General features: G+C 66.7%; 13 protein-coding genes. All 13 read right to left on the bottom strand.

What is annotated here, in order from left to right:
* Nucleotides 1-209: 209 nt before the first annotated feature.
* Complete coding sequence (gene ftsZ, locus AXYL_RS03955) at nt 210-1394, bottom strand: cell division protein FtsZ (RefSeq protein WP_013391532.1); 1185 nt, start codon at nt 1392-1394, stop codon at nt 210-212.
* 189 nt (nt 1395-1583) lie between these two features.
* Entirely contained in the window at nt 1584-2810 is a 1227-nt protein-coding gene (gene ftsA, locus AXYL_RS03950; protein ID WP_006217473.1) for a cell division protein FtsA, read from the bottom strand.
* A 4-nt stretch (nt 2811-2814) separates the two neighbouring features.
* On the bottom strand, nt 2815-3639 hold the full coding sequence (locus tag AXYL_RS03945; RefSeq protein ID WP_013391531.1) for a cell division protein FtsQ/DivIB: 825 nt from the start codon (nt 3637-3639) through the stop codon (nt 2815-2817).
* A gap of 12 nt (nt 3640-3651) precedes the next feature.
* The gene (locus AXYL_RS03940) at nt 3652-4602 is read right to left on the bottom strand and encodes a D-alanine--D-alanine ligase (RefSeq protein WP_013391530.1); all 951 of its coding nucleotides are present in this window, start codon (nt 4600-4602) and stop codon (nt 3652-3654) included.
* The gene (gene murC / locus AXYL_RS03935) at nt 4599-6005 is read right to left on the bottom strand and encodes a UDP-N-acetylmuramate--L-alanine ligase (RefSeq protein ID WP_013391529.1); all 1407 of its coding nucleotides are present in this window, start codon (nt 6003-6005) and stop codon (nt 4599-4601) included. Before murC ends, AXYL_RS03940 begins: the two co-directional genes overlap by 4 nt.
* Nucleotides 6002-7078, bottom strand: a complete 1077-nt coding sequence (gene murG, locus AXYL_RS03930; protein WP_013391528.1) for an undecaprenyldiphospho-muramoylpentapeptide beta-N-acetylglucosaminyltransferase — start codon at nt 7076-7078, stop codon at nt 6002-6004. Before murG ends, murC begins: the two co-directional genes overlap by 4 nt.
* The gene (ftsW, locus tag AXYL_RS03925; protein WP_013391527.1) at nt 7075-8268 is read right to left on the bottom strand and encodes a putative lipid II flippase FtsW; all 1194 of its coding nucleotides are present in this window, start codon (nt 8266-8268) and stop codon (nt 7075-7077) included. Before ftsW ends, murG begins: the two co-directional genes overlap by 4 nt.
* Nucleotides 8265-9797 carry a UDP-N-acetylmuramoyl-L-alanine--D-glutamate ligase gene (gene murD / locus AXYL_RS03920; protein ID WP_013391526.1) on the bottom strand — a complete coding sequence of 511 codons (1533 nt, stop codon included), beginning with the start codon at nt 9795-9797 and terminating at the stop codon, nt 8265-8267. The genes ftsW and murD overlap by 4 nt, the downstream gene beginning before the upstream one ends.
* Nucleotides 9794-10963, bottom strand: a complete 1170-nt coding sequence (gene mraY, locus AXYL_RS03915) for a phospho-N-acetylmuramoyl-pentapeptide-transferase (RefSeq protein ID WP_013391525.1) — start codon at nt 10961-10963, stop codon at nt 9794-9796. Before mraY ends, murD begins: the two co-directional genes overlap by 4 nt.
* Nucleotides 10953-13808, bottom strand: coding sequence for a bifunctional UDP-N-acetylmuramoyl-L-alanyl-D-glutamate--2,6-diaminopimelate ligase MurE/UDP-N-acetylmuramoyl-tripeptide--D-alanyl-D-alanine ligase MurF (gene murF / locus AXYL_RS03910; RefSeq protein ID WP_013391524.1), 2856 nt, complete (start codon nt 13806-13808; stop codon nt 10953-10955). Before murF ends, mraY begins: the two co-directional genes overlap by 11 nt.
* Nucleotides 13805-15535 carry a peptidoglycan D,D-transpeptidase FtsI family protein gene (locus tag AXYL_RS03905; protein ID WP_013391523.1) on the bottom strand — a complete coding sequence of 577 codons (1731 nt, stop codon included), beginning with the start codon at nt 15533-15535 and terminating at the stop codon, nt 13805-13807. Before AXYL_RS03905 ends, murF begins: the two co-directional genes overlap by 4 nt.
* Nucleotides 15532-15822: a cell division protein FtsL gene (gene ftsL / locus AXYL_RS03900; protein WP_013391522.1), complete on the bottom strand. Its 291-nt coding sequence runs from the start codon at nt 15820-15822 to the stop codon at nt 15532-15534. The genes AXYL_RS03905 and ftsL overlap by 4 nt, the downstream gene beginning before the upstream one ends.
* On the bottom strand, nt 15822-16916 hold the full coding sequence (rsmH, locus tag AXYL_RS03895) for a 16S rRNA (cytosine(1402)-N(4))-methyltransferase RsmH (RefSeq protein ID WP_013391521.1): 1095 nt from the start codon (nt 16914-16916) through the stop codon (nt 15822-15824). Before rsmH ends, ftsL begins: the two co-directional genes overlap by 1 nt.
* Nucleotides 16917-16919: the final 3 nt, after the last annotated feature.

Here is a 16919-nt window from a genome sequence, read left to right as displayed (position 1 = left end):
CAAGAAGACAAGCAGATTGCCGGCGTAACTGACGTATTGTAACTCTGTCCGATCCCTGGCGCCATTTGGCGTCCGGATCGACCGATACCTCCGTCCCTTATTGAAACCGTGCAAGGGAAACACGGACCGCTCTGCCTCCGGCTTGCCTGTGGGGACAGGCAGGCCGGAGATGAGGGAGTGCAATTAGAGCCAGAAATCGGCTCCTAGGTTCAATCCGCTTGCTTGCGCAGGAATGCCGGGATGTCGAAATGATCCATGCCCGAGCTTTCCAGAGCACGCACCTGGGCCGACGCCTGGCTGCGCGGGTTGCGCATGACAGACGGCATGTCCAGGTTGCGGTAATCGCCTTGACCGCCAGCCGGCATCGTGCCCATGGGCATGTTGTCGGTGCCGGTACGCAGCACTTCAGCGGTGTTCTGCACCAGCTGCGGACGCGCTTGCGCACGGCCCAGGCCAGTTGCCACCACGGTCACGCGCAGGTTTTCGCCCATGGATTCGTCGTAGGCGGTGCCGAAGATCACGGTCGCGTCGTCCGAAGCGTAGCTGCGGATCGTTTCCATGATTTCGCGCGTTTCGCGCATCTTCAGCGAGCGGCTGGCGGTAATGTTGACCAGCACGCCGCGAGCGCCGTTCAGGTCCACGCCTTCCAGCAGCGGGCAAGCAATGGCGTGCTCGGCGGCCACGCGGGCGCGGTCCGCACCCGAAGCCGACGCCGTGCCCATCATGGCCTGGCCCTGCTCGCCCATGATCGTCTTGACGTCTTCGAAGTCGACGTTGACGTTGCCTTCGACGTTGATGATTTCGGCGATGCCCGCGCAAGCGTTGTGCAGGATGTCGTCGGCCGAACGGAAGCAGTCTTCCTGCGTCGCGTCCTCGTCCATCAGTTCATAGAGGTTCTCGTTGAGCACCACGATGAGCGAATGCACGTGCTTGGCCAGTTCCGAGATACCGTCCTCGGCCATCTTCAGGCGCTTGTTGCCTTCGAAGGTGAAAGGCTTGGTGACCACGCCCACCGTCAGAATGCCCAGTTCCTTCGCGACTTCGGCCACGACCGGACCTGCGCCGGTGCCGGTGCCACCACCCATGCCGGCGGTGATGAAGACCATATGCGCGCCATTCAGCGCGGCACGGATCTCCTCGCGCGCGGTTTCAGCCGACGCACGTCCCTGCTCGGGCTTGGCGCCCGCGCCCAGGCCGGTACGGCCCAGACGGATCTGCACCGGGGCGTTGGTCGCCGCCAGTGCCTGCGCATCGGTGTTGGCGCAGATGAAATCCACCCCGTGCACACCGCTGCGAATCATGTGCGCCACGGCATTGCCGCCCGCACCGCCCACACCAACGACCTTGATAACGGTCCCTTTGGTGTTGTTCTCAAGCATCTCAAAGTTCATCATGATGACTCCCTCACAAGTCCGATTTCGCAAATCACAAAAATTCCCCAACCAACCTATGTTTTGTGAATCGCCTCAAACTCGTCGCCGGACGGGCCCGCAACGGGTTTGAAGCGCCTCCCCTCTTCTGGCCCGGCCCGCGTTACTGCTGCGAACCGCACCAAGGACAGGCCCCAACCTGCCCCTTGAAACTCAGTTCATGAACCATTCCTTCATGCGCGCCAGCAGGCTCTTGAAATTGCCGGTCTGGGCGGCGACCTTGCGGCCGCGCACGCGCTGCATCCGTGCTTCCTGCAACAAGCCCATCACCGTCGAGAAGCGCGGATTGCGCATCACGTCGGCCAGGCTGCCTTCGTATTCGGGCACCGCCACGCGCACCGGCTTGAGGAACACGTCCTCGGCCAGTTCGATCATGCCGGGCAGTTGCGCCGATCCGCCGGTCAGGACCACGCCGGACGCCAGCAGGTCCTCGTAGCCGGAATCGCGCACGACCTGCTGCACCAGCGTGAACAGTTCTTCCACGCGCGGTTCGATCACGGCGCCCAGCGCCTGGCGCTTGACCTGGCGCGGACCGCGGTCGCCCAGGCCCGGCACTTCCACGGACTCGTCCGGGCTGGCCAGCACCTGCTTGGCCACGCCGTAGCGCAGCTTGATTTCCTCGGCATCGGGCGTGGGCGTGCGCAGCATCGCGGCGATGTCGTTGGTGATCTGGTCGCCGGCAATCGGCAGGACGGCGGTGTGACGGATCGCGCCGCCGGTGAAGATGGCAACGTCGGTGGTGCCGCCGCCGATGTCGACCAGCACCACGCCGAGTTCTTTTTCATCGGCGGTCAGCACGGCCAGGCTGGACGCCAGGGGCTGCAGGATCAGGTCTTGCACTTCCAGGCCGCAGCGGCGCACGCACTTGACGATGTTCTGGGCGGCGCTGACCGCGCCCGTCACGATGTGCACGCGCACTTCCAGGCGCAGGCCGCTCATGCCGATGGGCTCGCGGATGTCTTCCTGGCCGTCGACGATGAACTCCTGCGTCAGCACGTGCAGCACCTGCTGGTCGGTCGGGATGTTCACCGCCTTGGCGGTCTCGATGACGCGGGCAACGTCGGTGGCGGTGACTTCCTTGTCTTTCACGGCGACCATGCCGCTGGAGTTGAAGCTGCGGATATGGCTGCCGGCAATGCCGGTGTAGACGTCGCGAATCTTGCAATCTGCCATCAGCTCGGCTTCTTCAAGCGCGCGCTGGATGGAATTCACAGTGGTCTCGATGTTGACGACCACGCCCTTGCGCATGCCGCGCGATTCGTGCTGGCCCAGGCCTAGCACTTCGAATCGCCCTTCAGGCAAAATTTCAGCCACCACAGCCACCACCTTGCTGGTGCCGATATCGAGGGCGACGATAAGGTCCTTGATGTCACGGGTCATGGCGTTAGCGTTTCTTGGGAGGTTTCGGTATGGATTTGGATTTGGTTTCCGACGGCGGCAACGGGGCCAGCGCCAGGGCGAAACCATTGGGATAACGCAGGTCGGCCTGCGTCACGGTGCGCCCTTCCAGGCGCCCCGACACGGCGGGCCACGCCTGCACAAAACGTTGAATTCGGGCCGCGAACGGCAGAGCGCCCGGCAGGCCATGCGGATCCGGCGCGTCCGCGCCCGGATCTCGGCCCAGGTCCAGCGACATGCCGTTGGACAGCACCACGCGCCAGGCGTAGCGCGGACTCAGATCCAGCTGCGTCACGTGCATATCGAGCGGCGCGAACCAGCGGGCCAGTTCGGCGTAGCGTTGCACGACGAGCGATTCGGTGCCCTCCGGACCGGAGAACTGCGGCAGCACGGTCTCGTCGTCCACCTCGCCCGTATTGGCCGTGAACGCTTCGCCCCAGGTGTTGATCATCTGGTTCTCGTTCCACAGCGCCAGAGGCTGCTGTTCCTCGATCCGCACGCGCAGCACATTGGGCCAGATCCGCCGCACGGTGGCGTGCCGGACCCACGGCACCGACTCGAAGATCTCGCGCGCGTCGTCCAGGTCGACCGTGAAGAAATTGCCCTTGAAGCGGCCCGCGATCGCCGACCGCACCGCCCCCGTGGAGACGTAGTGCAGCTCGGTGTCCGGCATCGATTCCAGCTCGATGGCCGAGAGCGTGAAGAACGGGCGTTGCACCACCCACACCACGCCCGCGACGAGCATGGCGCAAACCGCCAGCACGGCCAGCGTGTTGGCGATCAGGTTGGTGGTGCGAGCGTCGTTCCACACAGAGTATCCGGGTCAAGCGTTACGGGCCGGGCTGCGCACTTTGCACGCGGCCTCGGACAAGATCGCCACGCACAGGTCGGCGTAGCTGATTCCCACCGCCTTGGCGGCCATGGGAACGAGTGAATGGCTGGTCATGCCAGGCGAGGTATTCATTTCAAGCAGCCACGGCCGGTTGTCGCGGTCGAGGATGAAATCGGCGCGGCCCCAGCCTTCGCAGCCCAGCGCCTGGTAAGCCTGGACCGCGATCTCGGCGACTTCCGCGGCCACTTCGGGCGGCAAGGTGGCCGGGCAGAAGTACTGCGTGTCGTCGGAGAAGTACTTGTGCTCGTAGTCGTAATTGCCGCCAGGCGCGGCGATCTCGATGACGGGCAGCGCGCGCGCGGTCTTGCCGCCGCCCAGCACCGCCACGGTCAGCTCGCGGCCGGTGATGAACTGCTCGGCCAGCACTTCGGCGTCGAAACGGGCCGCTGCGGCGTAGGCTTCCTTCATGTCGGAATAGCCCACCACCTTGGTAATGCCCACCGTCGATCCTTCGTGCGGCGGCTTGATGATCAGCGGCAGGCTCAGGCGGTCCGGCACCAGGCGCAGTTCGGTGTCCGCATCCAGCAATTCAAAGTCGGGCGTGGGCAGGCCGTGCTGCAGCCACACGCGCTTGGTCATGGTCTTGTCCATGGCGAGCGCGGACGCCAGCGGGCCGCTGCCGGTGTAGGGGATGCCCAGCAGTTCCAGCGCCCCCTGGATGGTGCCGTCTTCGCCATAGCGGCCGTGCAAAGCGATGAACACGCGGTCGAAGCCTTGGGCGGCCAGCTCGGACAGGCTGCGCTCGCCCGTGTCGAACAGGTGCGCGTCCACGCCGGCGCTGAGCAGCGCCTGGTGCACGCCCGCGCCCGACATCAAGGACACTTCGCGTTCGGCGGAGCGCCCGCCGTACAACACACCCACTTTGCCGAATTGCGTGCTCATGCCAGTTCTCCAACTTGGGCGGGGACCTTGCTGATCGAACCCGCTCCCATAACAATCACCACGTCGCCGTCGCGCACGAAATCGACCACGGCCTGCGGCAGCTCCGCCACGTCCTCGACGAACACCGGCTCGACCTTGCCGGCCACACGCAAGGCGCGCGACAAGGCCCGGCCGTCCGCCGCCACCAAAGGCGGTTCGCCCGCGGCGTAGACCTCGGTCAGCAACACGGCATCGGCGGTGCCCAGCACGCGCACGAAGTCTTCAAAACAATCCCGAGTCCGGGTGTAGCGATGCGGCTGGAACGCCAGCACGATGCGGCGGTCGGGCCAGGCGCCGCGCGCGGCGGCCAGCGTGGCAGCCATTTCCACCGGGTGATGGCCGTAGTCGTCGATCACCGTGAAGGTGCCGCCGCCATGGTTGGCCGGCACGGGGAAATCGCCCGTTTGCGTGAAACGACGGCCCACGCCGTGGAAGGAAGACAATGCCTCGCAGATGGCCTCGTCGGCCACGCCCAGCTCGGTCGCCACGGCGATCGCGGCCAGCGCGTTGCGCACGTTGTGCAGGCCCGGCAGGTTCAGTTCGACCTGCAGCGGCGGCAACAGGGTGTCGCGATGCGTGCGCTGCACGTTGAAGCGCATGCGCGTGCCCGCCGGCTGCACTTCGTAGGCGCGCACCTGCGCCTCTTCGTTCAGGCCATAGGTCGTGATCGGCCGCGACACGAAGGGCATGATTTCACGCACATTGGCGTCGTCCGAGCACAGCACGGCGCTGCCGTAGAACGGCAGGCGCTGCGTGAACTCGATGAAGGCGCTCTTCAGGCGCGCCACGTCGTGCCCGTAGGTGTCCATGTGATCGGCATCGATGTTGGTCACGATGGCCATCACCGGCAGCAGATTCAGGAACGAGGCGTCGGATTCGTCGGCTTCGACCACGATGTAGTCGCCCTGCCCCAGGCGCGCATTTGCGCCCGCGGAATTCAGGCGGCCGCCGATCACGAAGGTCGGATCCAGGTCGCCGGCGGCGAGCACGCTGGCCACCAGGCTGGTCGTGGTCGTCTTGCCATGCGTGCCGGCAACGGCGATGCCGCGCTTCAGGCGCATCAGCTCGGCCAGCATGAGGGCGCGCGGCACCACCGGAATGCGCGCCGCGCGGGCGGCGATCACTTCAGGGTTGTCGCCCGCCACTGCCGTGGACGTGACGATGGCGGCGGCGCCGGTGACGTTGCTGGCGACGTGGCCGATCGCGATCTTCATGCCCAGGCCGGCCAGGCGGCGCGTCACCGCCGACTCGTTCAGGTCGGAACCGCTGATGGTGTAGCCCAGGTTGAGCAGCACCTCGGCAATGCCGCTCATGCCCGAGCCGCCTATGCCTACGAAATGGATGTGTTGAATTCTGTGTTTCATGATGAACGCCCCGCTGCTTGTTCACAGACGTCGGCGATATGAGCCGCGGCTTCGGGACGCGCATGCGCGCGGGCCCGTTCGGCCACGGCTTGGAGTTCTTGTCGGGAGCGCTGGCCCAGCCACTGCGCCAGCCATTCGGGCGTCAGGCCGGTCTGCGGCTGCAGCCAGGCGGCCTGCGCATCGCTCAGGAAGCGCGCGTTGGCGGTCTGGTGGTCATCGATGGCATGCGGGAACGGCACGAACAAGGCCGCCACGCCTGCCGCGGCCACTTCGGACACCGTCATGGCGCCCGCGCGGCAGATCAGCAGGTCGGCATCGCCCATGGCGCCCGCCATGTCATCGATGAATGCGCGGCAGTCGGCTTCCACGCCCGCCTGGGCGTAGGCCTGCTGCAGCGCGGGCAAATGTTGTTCGCCGGCCTGGTGTACCACCATCGGCCGGCTTTCCTGCGGCAGGCGCGCGAGCGCCTGCGGCAAAGTCGTGTTCAGCGCCTGGGCGCCCAGGCTGCCGCCCACGATCAGCACCCGCAGCGGACCGCTGCGGCCTGCGTAACGCGCCGCCGGGTCCGGCAGCGCGCACAGGTCCGCGCGCACCGGATTGCCCATGGCCTCGCCCTTGGGCAATACGCCGGGAAAGCCGCTGAGCACGCGGCGGGCCATCCGGGCCAGCCATTTGTTCGCGGTGCCTGCCACGGCATTCTGTTCATGCACGACCAGCGGCGTGCCGCGCAGCGCCGCGATGACGCCGCCCGGGAAAGCCACGTAGCCGCCCATGCCCAGCACCACGTCGGGCCGCACGTCGGACAAACGCGACCAGGCTTGCCCGAACGCGCGCAGCAGCAGGAACGGCAGCTTCAGAAGCGCCGAGGCGCCCTTGCCGCGCACGCCCTGAAAGCGCAACGGAACCAGCTCGATGCCGCGCGGCGGCACCAGCCGGCCTTCCATCTTTTCGGGATTGCCCAGCCACAGCACGCGCCAGCCGCGCTCGCGCAGCACATCGGCCACCGCCAGGCCCGGCATGATGTGGCCGCCGGTGCCGCCGGCCATGATCAGGATGGTGCGCGAGGCCGTCATACCCGCCCCCCACGCATCATGATGCGGTTTTCCACGTCGACCCGGATCAACATGGCCAGGGCGCACAGGTTCATCACCACGCCCGAACCGCCGTAGCTCATCAGGGGCAGGGTCAGGCCCTTGGTGGGCAGCAGGCCCAGGCAGACGCCCATATTGATGAAGGCCTGCACGCCGAACCACATCGCCACGCCGTGCGCCACCAGGCCCGCGAAGGTGCGTTCCATGGCGATGGCCTGGCGGCCGATGTCGAATCCGCGGTAGACGATGATGGCGAACAAGGTGATGACCAGCATCACGCCGGCAAAGCCCAGTTCCTCTCCCACCACCGCCATCAGGAAGTCGGTGTGCGCTTCGGGCAGGTAGTGCAACTTTTCGACGCTGGCGCCCAGGCCCACGCCCAGCCATTCGCCGCGGCCCAGGGCAATCAGCGAATGCGACAACTGGTAGGCGCTGCCGTAGGCATTGTCTTCGTTCCAGGGATCCAGGTAGGCGAACAGACGTGCGCGGCGCCACGGCGACAGCCAGATCAGCATCAGAAACGTGCTGACCAGCACCGCCAGCAGGCTGCTGAAGTACTTGCCGTTGATGCCACCCAGGAACAGGATGCCGATGGCGATCGCCACGATCACCATGAAAGCGCCCAGGTCGGGCTCGAGCAGCAGCAGCATGCCGACGCCGGCCAGCGCGAACGCCATGGGCAGGAAGCCCCGCGCGAACGCCTGCATATGTTCCTGCTTGCGCACGGTGTAATCGGCGGCGTAGAGCAGCGCGGCCAGCTTCATCAGCTCGGAAGGCTGGAAGTTGAGCGGACCCAGCGGAATCCAGCGGTGCGCGCCGTTGACTTCGCGGCCGATGCCGGGAATCAGCACGGCCACCAGCAGCACGTTGGCGACCACGAACAGGGGCACGGCCAGACGCTGCCACACGCGGATCGGCACCGCCAGCACCACGGCGGCGGCAAGCAGCCCGGCACTGATGAACAGGCCGTGGCGGATCACGAAGTAGTAGCGGCCATAGGACGCGTAGCGCGGGCCGTCGGCCAGCGCGATCGATGCCGAGTACACCATCAGCAGGCCGAGCAGCAGCAAGGTCGACGCCGCGATGACCAGCGGCAGATCGAAATTGCGCATGCGGGTACGGCCGGGCCGTACGGCGTTGACGCTGGCGGTGAGATCGGCGATCAGGCTCATGCGACCTCTCCACGGTCGCGGGCCAGGTCTTCGACCTCTTCCACGAACACCTGTCCGCGATGCGGATAGTTGCGGAACATGTCCAGGCTGGCGCAGGCGGGCGACAGCAGCACGGCATCGCCGGGCTGGGCCAGTTCGGCGGCGCCGCGCACCGCGTCGCGCAACGTTTCAGCCATGACGCACTGCACCCCGGTCGACGCCAGCACGCGGCCGATCTCGGGACCGTCCTGGCCGATCAGCATCACGGCGCGCGCATGCTGCGTCACCCCCGGAATCAGCGGCGCGAAATCCTGGCCCTTGCCCTGGCCGCCGGCGATCAGCACGACCTGCTGGCCCAGGCCCTCCAGCGCGGCGACAGTGGCGCCCACGTTGGTGCCCTTGCTGTCATTGATGTAGTCGACGCCACCGATCGTGCGCACAAAGGCCGCGCGATGCGGTTCGCCGGCGTATTCGCGCAGCGCGCGCAACATCGCGCCCCAGCCCAGGTCCAGGCAACGGGCCAGTTGCAACGCGGCCAGCGCGTTCAGGGCATTGTGGATGCCGCGGATGCGCAAGGCGTCCACCGGCATCAGGCGGCTCATGCGGCCCTTGGCGCGCACAGGTTCAGGCGCGTCCTTCTTGCGGCGCACCGGCGGCGCGGGCTCATCGAAATCATTGGGTTCGCAGGCCACCAGCCAGGCCACGCCCTGGCCCAGTTCCAGGCCCATGTCGCCGACCAGCTCCGGCACGTCGCGGCCGAAGCTGCGCACGTTCAGCGCGTTCAGGGTGGCGACCATGTCCACGGTATAGGGATCGTCGCGGTTGACGATGGCCACGCGCGCCATCTTCAGCAGACGGGCCTTGGCCTGAGCGTAGGCCTCCATGCTGCCATGCCAGTCCAGGTGATCCTGGGTGACGTTCAGCACGACACCTGCGTCGGCCATCAGCGAGTGCGTGGTTTCCAGCTGGAAACTGGACAGCTCCAGCACCCAGACTTGTGGCAGCGATTCCGCATCCAGCGCATCCATCAGCGCGGCCAGCGCCGCGGGGCTGATGTTGCCCGCCGCCACGACCGACAGGCCGCTGGCCTCGATCAGTTGACGCGTCAGCGCAGTGACGGTGGTCTTGCCGTTGGTGCCGGTCACGGTCAACAGGCGCGGCCGGTACTCGCGCGTTTCGGCCAGGTCGGCCAGCGCGCGCGCAAACAATTCGATTTCGCCAACAATCTCGATGCCGCGGGCCTCGGCCTCACGCAGCAGATCGGCCGCGGGAGGCTGAGCGGGCGCCAGGCCGGGGCTCAGCACCAGTTGGCTCACGCCATCCAGCAGCGCGGTGTCGAAGGACTGATCGCAGCCCAGGCGGTATTCCACTTCGCTTTGCGCCAGCGCTTCGCGCAGCGCGGCCAGCCCACCCGGTTCAGCGCGCGTGTCAGCCACGCGCAAGCGGGCGCCCAGGCGGGCGCACCAGCGAGCGGCGGCGACACCCGTCTCGCCCAATCCGAGGATCAGGACGAGCGGCGCGTCTGCGCGGGAGGTTTCCATCGTATTCATCGCAACTTCAGGGTAGAGAGGCCAATCAGCACCAGCATCATGCTGATGATCCAGAAACGCACGACCACCTGGGTTTCTTTCCAGCCACCCACTTCAAAGTGATGATGCAACGGGGCCATGCGGAAAATGCGTCTACCTGTTCCATAACGTCGCTTGGTGTACTTGAACCAAGTCACTTGCATCATCACGGAAAGGGTCTCGACCACGAACACGCCGCCCATGATGAACAGCACGATTTCCTGGCGCACGATGACCGCGATGGTGCCCAATGCGCCGCCCAGCGCCAGCGCGCCGACGTCGCCCATGAAGACCTGCGCCGGATACGCGTTGAACCACAAAAACGCCAGGCCGGCGCCGCCGATCGCGGCGCACAGCACCATCAATTCCGATGCGCCCGGGATATAGGGGAATAACAGGTACTTGGAATAGTCCACGCGGCCGACCACGTACGCGAAGATGCCCAGCGCGCTGCCCACCATGACGGTGGGCATGATGGCCAGGCCGTCCAGGCCGTCGGTCAGGTTCACGGCATTGCTGGTGCCGACGATGACAGCCCAGGTCAGCGCCACGAAGCCCAGCACGCCCAACGGGTAGCTCACGCTCTTGAAGAACGGAACGATCAGGTCGGCGCGCGTCGGCAGGGGCATCGTGAAGCCGCTGCCGACCCAGGCCTTGAACAGGGGCCACAGTTCGGTATTGGCCGGCGCCGACACGGCGAACGCCAGATACACCGCCGCCACGATGCCGATGGTCGCCTGCCAGAAGAATTTCTGCCGCGCGGGCATGCCTTCCGGATCGCGATAAACCACCTTGCGGTAATCGTCCATCCAGCCGATCCAGCCGAAGCCGAAGGTCACCAGCAGCACCACCCACACGAAGCGGTTGGTCCAATCCGCCCACAGCAGCGTGCTGATGGCGATGGAGATAAGGATCAGCACGCCGCCCATGGTGGGCGTGCCAGTCTTGACCAGATGGGTTTCCGGACCGTAGGAACGCACGGCCTGGCCGATCTTCATCTCGGTCAGTTTGCGGATCACGCGCGGACCGGCCACCAGGCCGATCAAAAGCGCGGTCGCGCACGCCAGCACGGCGCGCAAGGTGATGTATTCGAACACCCCCAGCGCGCGCACATCGTCAGACAGCATGCGGGCGATTTCAAGCAGCATTCTGCTCTCCCTGCCCCTTGGCCGTCACACCTTCATTCGTAGAAAAAGCCGTCACTACCCGCTCCATGCGCATAAAGCGCGATCCCTTTATCAATACGCAGGACGCGCGCAAGCCGCGCAAGGCGGCAACCACTTCGTCTACCGATGCGCAGGCGTGCGCGCCCACTCCGAATGCGGCCGCGGCCGCCCGGCTGGCTTCGCCTAGCGTGATGAACGCGTCGAGCCCTTGCTCGCGCGCGTAATTGCCCACCTCGACATGCATGGCGGGGCCGTTGTCCCCGACCTCGCCCATGTCGCCCAGCACCAGGACGCGCTTGCCGGCCATGCGGGCCAGCACGTCCACGGCCACGCGCACCGAGTCGGGGTTGGCATTGTAGGTGTCATCGATGAGCAACGTTCCGTCACTCATATGCTTGTGCTGCATGCGGCCCGCGACCGGGCTGAATCCGGACAGGGCGCGCACCGCGCCTTCCAGCGGCGCCCCCGCGGCGATCGCGCTGGCGATGGCCGCCAGCGCGTTGCGCAGGTTGTGCAGGCCCGGCACCGGCAGCGTCAAGTCGGCGACGCCCATCGGCGTGACCACGCGGCACCGCGTGGCGTGCACGTCCGCGAGGATCTGTTCGGCATACACGTCCAGGCCGGGTTGCAGGCCGAAGCGCAGCACACGGCGCGGCTCGGCCAAGGCGTCCCAAATCGCCGAATAGGGTTCGTCGCCGGGATAAACCGCGACACCATCCTCGGGCAGCGCCGCGATGGCCGCGCCGTTCTCATGGGCCACGGCTTCCACGCTGTGCATGAATTCCTGGTGCTCGCGCTGGGCGTTGGTCACCAGCGCCACCGTGGGCGCGGCGATGGCGGCCAATTGCGCGATCTCGCCGGGGTGGTTCATGCCCAGCTCGAATACGGCTGCGCGGTGCTCCGGCCGCAGGCGCAGCAGAGTCAGCGGCACGCCGATGTCGTTGTTCAGGTTGCCGGCGGTCGCCAGGCGGCCCGCCTCGCCCTGCCACTCGGCCAGCATGGCCGAGATCATTTCCTTGGTGGTGGTCTTGCCGTTGCTGCCGGTCACCGCCACCACGGGCAACGCGAACTGCGCACGCCAGGCGGCGCCGATGCGCATCAACGCGATGCGCGTGTCGCCCAGCACCAGTTGCGGCAGCTTGGCATCGGGCACGGCATGCGCCACCACGGCCGCGCAGGCGCCGCGCGCCTCGGCCTGGTCCAGATAGTTGTGAGCGTCGAAGTTCTCGCCCACCAGCGCCACGAACAGTTCGCCCTGGCCGATGCGACGCGTGTCGGTGGACACGCCCTTGATCTGCGGCACCAGCAGCGCCAGCCGCGCCCATTCGCGGTCATCGAAGGGCAGCTTCTCGCCTCCGATGTCCTGATAGGTTTCATGTCCCTTGCCGGCCAGCAGCACCACGTCATCGGGTGCTGCCGCCCAGATGGTCTGCATGATGGCGCGCGCGCGGTCCACCTGCACGTCGGGGCGCACGCTGTCGGGAATGCCGGCCAGGATCTGTTCGACGATGGCTTCGGGCGATTCGGTACGCGGGTTGTCGCTGGATACGACCACGTGGTCGGCCAGGTCCGCGGCGATACGGCCCATCTCGGGACGCTTGCCCGGATCACGCTCGCCGCCGCAACCGAACAGGCAGATCAGGCGGCCCGAGCGTGCGGTCGCGACGGCGCGCAGGGCGGACAGCGCCCGCGCCAGCGCGTCGGGCGTATGTGCATAGTCCACCACCACCAGCGCGCCGCGGCCCGTGGCGGCCTGGGTGCTGTGCGCCACCGGCTCGACGGTCTGCAGGCGGCCGTCGACGGGATCCGTCGCGGCCAGTTCGCGCGCGATCTGCGCAAACGGCAGGCCCAGTTGATACAGCACACCCGCCACCAACAGCAGGTTCGACACGTTGTGCGCGCCCAGCAGGCGGGTCACGATCTGGGCCTCGCCATGCGGCGACACCAACGTGAAGATCTGGCCCTGGGCAGTGGCCTGGAGATCGCGCGCGCGCATGCCGGCGGGAATCTCCGGGTCGGCGCTCAGGCTGTAGCCCATCGCCATGCCCGCGGGCAGACCGGCGATCAGGCGGCGTCCGGCTTCGTCGTCGGCGTTGATCACGGCGGCGGTCAGCCCCGGCCAACGGAACAGGCGCGCCTTGGCGGCCTCGTACCGCTCCATGGTGCCGTGATAATCGAGATGGTCGCGGGTCAGGTTGGTGAAGGCGGCCAGCGCAACGCGCACGCCGTCCATCCGGCCCTGCTCGATGCCGATGGAGGATGCCTCCATCGCCACGGCCTTGGCGCCGGCGTCGCGCATGGCGGCCAGCGTGCGATGCACGGTCAGCACGTCAGGCGTGGTCAGGTCGCCGCCCAGCGTGCGCCCGTCGGGCAGCACGGCGCCCAGGGTGCCGATGGTGCCGCAAGGCTTGTCATTGCGGCTCAGCGCGTGGGCGATCCACTGCACCGATGAGGTCTTGCCGTTGGTGCCAGTCACCGCCACGACTGCCAGCTCGGCCGAAGGCCGGCCATACCAGGTGTCGGCCAGCTCGCCCAACAGGGCGCGCAGGCCGGTCACCGGCAGCATCGGGGCCTGGTCCGCCACGGCCGCGACGGCATCGTTGGCGGGGGCTTCGAACAACACCGCGCTGGCGCCCAGCGCCAACGCCTTCTCTATATAGAGACGTCCGTCGCTGGACAGACCCGGGCAGGCGACGAAAACATCGCCCGGCTCGATATCGCGGGAGTCCAGCTTGAGGTGCGCGGTCAACGACACGCGCGAATGCAACCACGCCACGGTTTCGGCAACCGTGGCGACAGGGTTGAAGAGGAAGCCTTTGGCGCTCATCTGCCTGGCTCCTTAAGACCAGCAACAATTGTGGATTCGAAGGGCGCGTCCGGGCGCACCCCCATCAGCCGCAAGCTCCCCCCCACGATCTGGGAGAACACGGGCGCGGCGATAGCGCCGCCGTAATAGCCGCCAACCGTCGGCTCGTCGATGGACACGGCCACGACGATCTTCGGATCCGACACCGGAGCGAAGCCCACGTAGGAGCTCCGATAGCGCTGCATGCTGTACTTGCCGTCGACGATCTTGCGCGCCGTGCCGCTCTTGCCGGCCACGCGATAGCCCTGCACCTGGGCAGCCTTGGTGCCTTCAGGACCAGCGGCGGCTTCCAGCATGCCGCGCACCATTTCGGTGGTCTTGGGCGTATAGATCTTGACGCTGGTAGGGTCGCTGTCGCGCTTGACCAGCGTCAGCGACACCATGTCGCCATTGCGGGCGAAAACGGTATAGGCGCGCGCCACCTGCAGCAGCGACACCGACAGGCCGTAGCCGTAGGCCATCGTGGCCTTTTCGATCAGGCGCCAGCGGTCCCAGGGGCGCAGGCGGCCGGGCGCCGCGCCGGGAAATCCCACCTGGGGCGCCTGGCCCAGGCCCAATTCGGTGAAGCGGTCCCACATCTCGCGGGATTCCAGCTTCTCGGAGATCATGGTCATGCCGATGTTGCTGGACTTGCGCAGTACGCCGGCCACGTCCAGCGTGCCGTTGCGGCTCACGTCACTGATCGTGCTGCCTTGGTATTGGAAGCGGCCATTGCCGGTTTCAAACAGCGTCTTGGTGCTGATGCGACCCAGGTCCAGCGCCAGCGCGGCGGTGAAGGGCTTCATGATCGAGCCAGGTTCGAACGTGTCGGTAATGGCCTGGTTGCGCAGCTTGGAACCATGAAAGGTTTCGCGCTTGTTCGGATCGAAGGTAGGCACGTTGGCCAGGGCCAGGATCTCGCCCGTGTGCACGTCCACCACCACGGCGGTCGCGCCCTTGGCCTGGTGCTTGTCCATGGCGTCCTTCAGAGCCTTGAACACCAGGTACTGCAAGCGCGTGTCGATGGACAGGCGCAGGTCGCGGCCATCCACTGGCAGGGTCACGGCCTGCACGTCCTCGATCACGCGGCCCAGCCGGTCCTTGATGACGCGGCGGCTGCCGGGGCGGCCGGACAACTGCTGGTTGAACGTCAATTCGACGCCTTCCTGTCCCTGGTCCTCGACGCTGTTGAAGCCCACCACATGGGCCATCACGTCGCCGTCCGGGTAATAACGGCGGGTCTCCGGCTGCTGGTGCACGCCCGGCATGCCCAATTGCTTGATCTTGTCGGCCACGTCCATCGAGACCTGGCGCTTCAGGTAGACGAAGTTCTTGTCTTCGTCGACCAGGCGGTGGCGCAGATCGGCCAAGGGCGTTTCCAGCAGCTTCGCCAAGGTATCCATCTGCGCCGGGGTGGCCTGCTTGGCGTCTTCGGGAATCGCCCAGATGGCGCGCGCCGGCACGCTGGAGGCCAGCACCGCGCCATTGCGGTCCATGATCTTGCCGCGCGTGGCGGCCAGGGTCAGCGTGCGCTCATAGCGCCGCTCGCCCTGCTGCTGCAGGAATTCGGTGGACAGCCCCTGCAGGAACAGCGCGCGGCCGGCCAGCACGGTGAACCCGCCGAACAGCAGGATCAGCACCAGGCGCGCGCGCCACGTGGGCAATTGCCCGCGCAGCACGGGGTTGTCGAAGAAGGGGACGCGTTTCATTGCGCGCCTCCGCTGGCGGAGACAGGCGCCTGATTCATGTACAGCGTGCGGTCCGGAACGATGGAAATCATCTTCAGGCCCTCACGCGCAATAGCGTCCACCCGCGCGTTGCGGGCGAGTTCGGCGCGGTCCAGCTGCAGACGCCGCCAACTGGTTTCAAGGTCGCGTGCGTGCGCCTGATCGCGGCCCAGCTCGATAAAGAGCTGGCGCGACTGATACCGGCTGGTGACCAGGGAAATGGCCGACAGCATCAGTAAAGCCGCAACGATCAGGTTGACGCGACCCATTAGCGACGCCCCCCCTTGCCGCGGCGCGGCGCAGGAGCCAGGTCGCTGCCCGGCAGCGAGCCGATCTTCACGAACGCAAAGCCGCCCTCGGCGGGCAGCGGCGTTTCGGTGCGTTCGGCAACGCGCAGGACGGCGGAGCGGGCACGGGCGTTGGCCGAGACCTCATCGTCTTCGGCCAGCACGCGCCCCAGGGAACGCAGGACCGGCTGCGGCATTTCGCTTTCCCGCAGGGGCAGGCGCGCATGCGCGGCAGCCGGACGAGCCGCCGCCGCGATGCACTGCTTGACCATGCGGTCTTCAAGCGAATGAAAGCTGATCACCGCCAACCTCCCTCCCGGGGCGAGCAGGTCTAGAGCTGCCGCGAGGGTGCGCGCGAGCTCTTCGAGTTCCCGATTGATGTAAATCCGTAGAGCTTGAAAGGTGCGTGTGGCCGGATGCTGCCCCTTTTCGCGCGTGCGGACGGCGCTGGCGACGCACTCGGCAAGTTCGAGCGTGGTGCGCAGCGGCCTTGTTGCGCGGCGAGCAGCAATCGCCTTTGCAACCTGAAAAGCAAACCGTTCTTCGCCATAATCCGCTATGACCTCCCGCATCTCATCCACACTGGCTTGCGCCAGCCAATCCGCCACCGTGGGACCACGAGTGGTGTCCATCCGCATATCGAGCGGGCCGTCTCGCATGAACGAGAAACCGCGCTCGGCATCGTCGATCTGAGGCGAGGAAACGCCCAGATCCAGCATCACGCCATCGACCTTGCCGATACCGAGCTGCTCCAATTCTTCGGCCATGGTGGCAAAGCCGCCATGCACCACGGTGACCCTCGGGTCCGCTGCCGCCAACGCATTGGCTACGGCGATCGCCTCCGGGTCCTTGTCGAACACCACCAGCCTGGCAGCCTTGCCCAGACGGCCCAAAAGTTCGCGGCTGTGCCCGCCACGCCCGAAGGTGCCGTCGACGAAGACGCCGTCCTCCGCTCGCGTAGCCGTAGCCGGCCCGGCCTGCTGATGCGACCGTGTCGCGCCCTTGCCGCCGAAGTCGGGCAGCAATAACGCGTCCACCGTCGGCTCCAGCAGAACGGGCCGATGTTCGAATTCCATAAC

The sequence above is a fragment of the Achromobacter xylosoxidans A8 genome (assembly GCF_000165835.1).
GTDB lineage: Bacteria > Pseudomonadota > Gammaproteobacteria > Burkholderiales > Burkholderiaceae_B > Achromobacter > Achromobacter xylosoxidans_B.
The sequence above is the reverse complement of the archived record's forward strand: the minus strand, read 5'-3'. Positions and strand labels throughout refer to the sequence as shown.